The following is a 1,128-nucleotide window of genomic DNA, read 5'->3' as shown; positions in this document are numbered from 1 at the left end:
CGCTCGATGTGCGGGCCCTGGCCGGTGGTGAGTCCGGTGTGGTCTATGATCTGAAAGGTATTCTGGACCGCTCCGTGGTGGATGAGCGGTTGTAGAGGCTCGCAGTCTTTTTTGTGCAAAACAATTCTGATAGGATATCCAAGCTCGTTCCCGTTAGTCTTGCCGGAGGAAGTGGGCTCGGTAGGTACTCGGTAGCGGGTTGTGGCTGCATATACTTTAGTACAACAGCTGGAGCTATTTGTGGAAAATCACAACTACGCCACGGCACAGGCCTACACTGATTCCAGTACTATTGGAACAGCGAAACGCTTGTATTCAGGGCCAGTGCCTGCTTTGCCGCCTTGGGTGAATTAAATATAATGCCAGGCAGCGATAAAAAGTAATCTCCCTCATGATTTGACAAGGAAAACATACAATGAAAATCATAAGCTTTATAAAAAAAGCATCAAAAAAACGAAAAAATTTTTTTTTGGCATTATCGCGACCTTGCGAACAAAATCAAATATGGAGAGCCTCTTGCAAAAATCCCGGGCTGACAGCTTGATTTGAATCTCTTGAGTACCAAGCAGAAGGAAAGACATGCTGCTGGCGGTGCTTTTTCTGCCATAATCTTGTCAAAATCGACTTCATGAAGAAGGTGCGGACACACCTATCCCGCGGATGTTACTTCAGTTTCTACCCTGATTACGCTGCGTATTGTTGCTCTGGAGGAAGGTAAAAAAGCTGCAAGATTTTGATCCCGGCGAGGCAGACCACCCCGGTCATTAGAGTAAAGTTTACCTTTGAATAGCCGCGAACCATGAGTTTTTTCGGTAGCAGCCAGTCTTTTAAATGTGCATTTGAACGCTCTACGGTTGACCGTACTTTGTATCGTTCTTTGGTTGCCGGACACATCGGTGGGCGTTGTTGTTTCCGCCGGTTATTTCTATCGACAATAGCAACCCGCCCTTGATCCGTGATGAAGTCTCGAATCGTTTCAGCATCATAGCCAGCATCCATGACTGAATAACAATGAATAATACGGCTCATGGATAATTTTTCCATTGGTATTGCAACCTGGGAGTCATGTACATTTGCGCCTGTGACAACGGCCGTAACGGGAATACCGTTGTCAGTTACATCAAGATG

1 protein-coding gene is annotated in these 1,128 nt (G+C 46.2%); it reads right to left on the bottom strand.

The window, feature by feature from the left end:
• Positions 1 to 684: 684 nt before the first annotated feature.
• The coding region (locus BW950_RS14695) for a transposase (protein WP_143559294.1) at positions 685 to 1,128 on the bottom strand (444 nt) is incomplete at its 5' end.

This window comes from Alkalispirochaeta americana (assembly GCF_900156105.1).
In the GTDB taxonomy this organism is placed as follows: Bacteria; Spirochaetota; Spirochaetia; order DSM-27196; family Alkalispirochaetaceae; genus Alkalispirochaeta; species Alkalispirochaeta americana.
Note: the sequence above shows the minus strand (reverse complement) of the source record. Positions and strands in the feature narration are given on the sequence as shown.